Source organism: Protofrankia symbiont of Coriaria myrtifolia (assembly GCF_900634755.1).
Classification (GTDB): domain Bacteria; phylum Actinomycetota; class Actinomycetes; order Frankiales; family Frankiaceae; genus Protofrankia; species Protofrankia coriariae.
The window spans coordinates 1-5219 of sequence record NZ_CAAAFS010000109.1 but is presented as its reverse complement, the minus strand read 5'-3'; the positions used below and the strand labels follow the sequence as shown (position 1 = coordinate 5219).

Below are 5219 nucleotides of genomic sequence, written 5' to 3'. Positions count from 1 at the left end.
TCCGAGGTACTGACCCGCCCCCGCCCCACAACCGGCTGCCCGCGGTCCGGCCCTCTGCCGCTGACCGCCTCACGGCCCGGCCACCCCACGATCCGGCTCCCACGATCCCGCCGTCCCACGAGCCGGGGCCACCCCACACAGCCCGGCAACCCGCTTCCTCACTCCCCACGCTCCCTGACGACCCGCGTCCTGACCTGTAGGTGGAAACCGCCACCAGCACGACGGTTTCCACCTACAGGCTCCGTGGGTGTAGGTGGGGTCGGTTGCGATAGTGACGGTTTCTACCTACAGGTTCGTTGTCCACAGGTGACTGGTCTCGCTCGCGGGTGGGGCGGAGGCCGTGGCAGCGTGGGGGTATGGCCCATGATCCCGGCTTGCGGCATCCGCGCGGCGGCAACAGGAACAGCAGCGGCGGCAAGAACAGTGGCGCCAGGCTCCTCGGCAGCGAGGGGCCTGGCAGCGAGGCTCGTGGCAGCGGCCACGGGACCCGCGGAAACGACCACACGTCCAGGCGGCGGGCCGATGGCCGTGGGGAACGCACGGTCTGGGAGCGGATCGCGGAATCGCAGGACGGCGTCATCTCCGTCCGTACGGCCCTGCGGGCCGGGATGACCGAGACGGAAATCCGCTGGAAGCTGCGCAGCGGCCGCTGGCAGCGGCCCATGCGGGGCGTGCTCGTCACCCACTCCGGCCCGATCACCGACGTCCAGATGATGCGGGCGGCCGTCGAGCGCCGTGGGCCGTTGCGCCGCAACACGCTGATCACTGACACCCTGAGCGACCTGGGTGATGGTGCCCATTCGGTGGCCGAAATCCTTTATCGAAAAATCGAGAACCGTTACGGCCTGCCGGCCGCGCGACGGCAGGAGAGGATCGACGCCGGTGGCAGCCGCTACCACCTCGACGTCTGGTACGAAACGTGGCGGGTCTGGGTGGAGATCGACGGTGGCTATCACCGGGAGGTACGTCAGTGGTGGGACGATCTGGCCCGGCAGAATGCCGGTGTGCTCCAGGACCGCCTCATTCTGCGCTTCCCGGTCCATGTGCTGCGCACCGAACCGCGGCTGGTGGCCGAACAGGTCGCCACAGCACTACGCCAACGCGGCTGGGAGCCGAACCTGTAGGTGAAAACCGTCATCATCACAGCGGTTTCCACCTACGGATGCGGGAGCCGTAGGTGGAAACCGTCGTTGGAGTGACAGGAACCACCTACGTGGCTTCTACGACTCCGCGATCGGGAGGTAGACATGGCTGCCGCGGGCGGCGAACTCCGCCGACTTCTCCCGCAGGCCGGCCTCCACGGCGTCGGTCTCCGCAATGCCGTGCTCCTCGGCGTACTTGCGCACGTCCTGTGTGATTCGCATCGAGCAGAAGTGCGGGCCGCACATCGAGCAGAAGTGCGCCGACTTCGCGGGCGCCGCGGGCAGGGTCTCGTCGTGGAAGGCCTTGGCGGTCTCCGGGTCGAGCGCGAGGTGGAACTGGTCGGTCCAGCGGAAGTCGAACCGCGCGTCGGAGAGGGCGTCGTCCCATGCCTGGGCGCCCGGATGCCCCTTGGCCAGGTCAGCCGCGTGCGCGGCGATCTTGTAGGCGATCACTCCGGCCTTGACGTCGTCGCGGTCGGGCAGGCCGAGATGCTCCTTGGGGGTGACGTAGCAGAGCATCGCCGTGCCGTACCAGCCGATCATCGCGGCGCCGATCGCGGAGGTGATGTGGTCGTAGCCGGGCGCGATGTCCGTGGTCAGCGGCCCGAGGGTGTAGAAGGGGGCGTCGTGGCACAGCTCACGCTGCAGGTCCACATTCTCCTTGATCTTGTTCATCGGGACGTGGCCGGGGCCCTCGATCATGACCTGGACGTCGTGCTCCCACGCCACCGAGGTCAGTTCCCCGAGGGTGGCCAGCTCCGCGAGCTGGGCGGCGTCGTTGGCGTCGGCGATCGAACCGGGGCGCAGCCCGTCCCCGAGCGAGAAGGTCACGTCGTAGGCGCGCAGGATCTCGCACAGCTCGGCGAAGTGGGTGTAGAGGAAGTTCTCCTGGTGGTGGGCCAGGCACCAGGCGGCCAGGATGGAACCGCCGCGGGAGACGATCCCGGTCTTGCGCCGCGCGGTCAGCGGCACGTAGCGCAGCAGCACTCCGGCGTGGACGGTCATGTAGTCCACGCCCTGCTCGCACTGCTCGATGACGGTGTCCCGGTAGACCTCCCAGGACAGTTCCTCGGCCTTGCCGCCGACCTTCTCCAGCGCCTGGTAGATCGGCACGGTTCCGATCGGGACCGGCGAGTTCCGGATGATCCATTCCCGGGTGGTGTGGATGTCACGGCCGGTGGACAGGTCCATGACGGTGTCGGCGCCCCAGCGGGTCGCCCACACCATCTTGTCCACCTCCTCCTCGATGGACGAGGTCACCGCCGAGTTCCCGATGTTCGCGTTGATCTTCACCAGGAGGGCGCTGCCGATCGCCATCGGCTCGGACTCGGGATGGTTGACGTTCGCGGGCAGCACCGCGCGGCCGGCGGCGATCTCCGCCCGCACGGTCTCGACCGGCAGGCCCTCGCGCAGCGCGACGAACTCCATCTCCGGTGTGATCTCGCCCCGGCGGGCGTAGGCGAGCTGGGTGACGGCCCGGCCGGGCAGCGCCCGCCTGGGGGACGGCCGGCGCAGCCGCTCTCCGTGCCGGACCTGCGGCGAGGCGTTCTGGTAGGTCTCGGTGTCGCCGCGGGCGGTGATCCAGGCGTCCCGCAGCGGGGGCAGCCCCTGGCGCACGTCGGTGACCTGCTCGGTGTCGGTGTACGGGCCGGAGGTGTCGTACAGGATCACGCTGTCGCCGGTGGAGAGCAGCACCTCGCGCATGGGCACCCGCAGTCCGTCCGCGGAGCCGACCAGATAGGTCTTGCGGCTGCCGGGCAGCGGGCCGGAGGTGACCGGCGCGGGTGAGCCACCGGGCGTGGACACGCCGTCGGGCCCTCCGGCAGCGGATCTCCGAGCGTCATGCCCCGTGGAGACGGGCGCGCCGCCGGTGACGGGTGTTCCGCCAGTGACGGGTGTTCCGCCGGTGACGGGCGCGGACACGGGGACCGATCGGTCGACGGGCAGCACCATGTGACAGCCTCCCTACGCCGGCATTACCCGGACAGGTTCTGGCGGTCGGCGGCACTGTGGGTGGGTCCCAGCCGCCCTCTCAGCCTCCTGCGTTGGAAGCTCCCGCGTTGACGTTGGATGCGACGGTACGCCCAACCAGCACCCTGTCGCCACCCAATCGACGGAATACCCACCCACAACCCAGGATCGTGTCACAGCGTCACCGCGGGCGAGCGTCAGGTGAGATGCTTCCGAGAGCGGGTAATCAGGCTGGGACAGTGTCCGCCCGGTGACCGGGAAAGATCCTCCCTCTCACTTCCCCCCTGGGAGCATGAATGATTCTGCTGCCGCTGCTGGCGCTCTTCCTCGGAATCTTCGTCATCGGACTCGTCCACGACTGGAGCTACGACGAACCGCCCGCCACGGGTAATACCGGAGGCACCCGTCCGGACGCCACGACAACCACCTGATCAACCACCTGAAAACTATCCGAAGAAATACCGAACAAATTTCCCGGAACAAGCGGGAGGACGTTTTTCTTTCTGGCCGGCCCGGAGTTCCACATGAAACTCTGACGCCGGCGGGAAGGGAACGCGAAGAAGACCCGGAACACGGCGGAGACCCGGAAGAAGGAACGTGGAAAGAGCTGGTCGGCGGCAGGCTTCGAAGGAGGTGTGCCGAACGGCGCCGGCTCGATGAGCACGCCGGGCCAAGAGGCCAACAGGCCAGTGGGCCAGTGGGCCAGTGGGTCAGCGGGGCAGCCGGTCAGCCGGTCAGCCGGTCAGATCATCGCGAGTAGGCGATCCGCGGCGGCGACGGCGCCCCCGGCGGCTGCGAAGTCGCCGCGTAGCCGCCGCGCGGCGACACGGAAGGACGGTTCGTCCAGCACCGAGACGATCGACTCGCGCAGCGCGGGCGCGCTCACCCGGCCGAACCGGACCCGCAGGCCCGCGCCGGTGCGCACGACCTGCTCCCCGATGACGGGCTGGTCGTCCCGGACCGGCGCCACGACCAGCGGGACACCGTGCGCCAATGCCTCGCACACCGTGTTGTTCCCGCCGTGCGACACCACCGCGGACAGCCGTGGCATGAGATCGAGCTGCGGGACATGCGGCAGCACAAGAATGTGCTCCTCAGCGCCGCCGCCACGGGAAACGCCGACCTGAGCCGCGCCGACCGGAGCACCGTCGGCCGGAGCGCCGTCGGCCACGGCGGCGCCGTCGGGTGCGGGATTCACCCGGGGCGGGCCGAGGATGCCGGGCGGCGCCACGACTATCGCCTGTAGGCGGTGCCCGAGCGGTCGGAGCGCGTCGACCGCGACCCGCAGGAACCGGCCGCCGGCCTCGCGGGTCACCGTTCCCAGCGAGACCAGCACATGCTCACGCTCGGGATCCAGCCATTCCCACGGGAAGGCCACTGCCGGCCGCCGGCCGAGCGGTATGCCGACGAAACCGTAGTAGCTGGGAAAACTGTCCGTGCGCAGCATCCGGGGCACCGAGCACACCAGGGTCAGGTGCTCGGAGAAGCGCAGGTCACCAACACGCGCCTTGTCCTCGGACACCCCCTGGGAGCGCTGGAAGTCACGTAACGTGTCACGGACCCACCGCCCGACCCCGGGCAGGAGCTCGTACGGATCGTCCAGTTCGGCGGACGTGGCGGCAAGGGTCGCCCACGGCAGGGCGCGGCGGCGGGCGACGAGCGCGGCCCCGACCGCCTGCTGGTCGACGACCATCGAGGCGGCCAGTGGGATGAGAAAGTCCTCCCAGAGGAACTTCAGGGACGCCGCGCCCCGTAGTTGCCTGGACCTCTCCTCGACGGCGGCCCGGCTGGGGCCGGTGAACGTCCCGGCGAATGGCAGCAGGGTGAGCCCCGGGGTCAGCAGCGGCCCGACCACGTCCGGATGGCCCGCGACCGCTACCTTGTGACCGCGTCCGGCCAGTTCACCGGCGATCCCGACCGCCGGGTTGACGTGTCCGGTCAGCGGCGGGACGACGAACAGGAAACGGCTCACCCCGGCACCCCGGTACCGATGCTCTCCTCCGGACGGCCGGGCTCCCCCTCCTCCTTCGGCTCCTTCGGGCGTCCGGGGCCGCCGTCCGGACGATCATGATCGCCGGATGGCCGGCCGGGATCACTGTCCGGGCG

Annotated in this window: 4 protein-coding genes and 1 riboswitch; of the genes, 2 read left to right on the top strand and 2 right to left on the bottom strand. The window is 69.7% G+C overall.

The genetic code is table 11. The features are described 5' to 3' along the window. The first annotated feature begins 374 nt into the window (after positions 1–374). Positions 375–1124: a hypothetical protein gene (locus CM1CMNOD_RS06005; protein WP_050803365.1), complete on the top strand. Its 750-nt coding sequence runs from the start codon at positions 375–377 to the stop codon at positions 1122–1124. 96 nt (positions 1125–1220) lie between these two features. Here CM1CMNOD_RS06005 and thiC read toward each other — a convergent pair whose 3' ends face one another. Next, positions 1221–3065 (bottom strand): phosphomethylpyrimidine synthase ThiC, encoded by a 1845-nt coding sequence (gene thiC / locus CM1CMNOD_RS06000; protein WP_013872778.1) that lies wholly within the window; start codon positions 3063–3065, stop codon positions 1221–1223. Between the two features lie 21 nt (positions 3066–3086). Further along, positions 3087–3211, bottom strand: a riboswitch (TPP riboswitch). Between the two features lie 198 nt (positions 3212–3409). Between thiC and CM1CMNOD_RS23545 the strand changes: the two genes are divergently transcribed. Then, positions 3410–3544: a hypothetical protein gene (locus CM1CMNOD_RS23545; protein WP_013872777.1), complete on the top strand. Its 135-nt coding sequence runs from the start codon at positions 3410–3412 to the stop codon at positions 3542–3544. Between the two features lie 311 nt (positions 3545–3855). Here the strand turns inward: CM1CMNOD_RS23545 and CM1CMNOD_RS05995 are convergent, their stop codons facing one another. Then, a complete protein-coding gene (locus CM1CMNOD_RS05995) occupies positions 3856–5085 on the bottom strand; it encodes a glycosyltransferase (protein WP_013872776.1) in 1230 nt (409 codons plus the stop codon). Between the last annotated feature and the right edge of the window lie 134 nt (positions 5086–5219).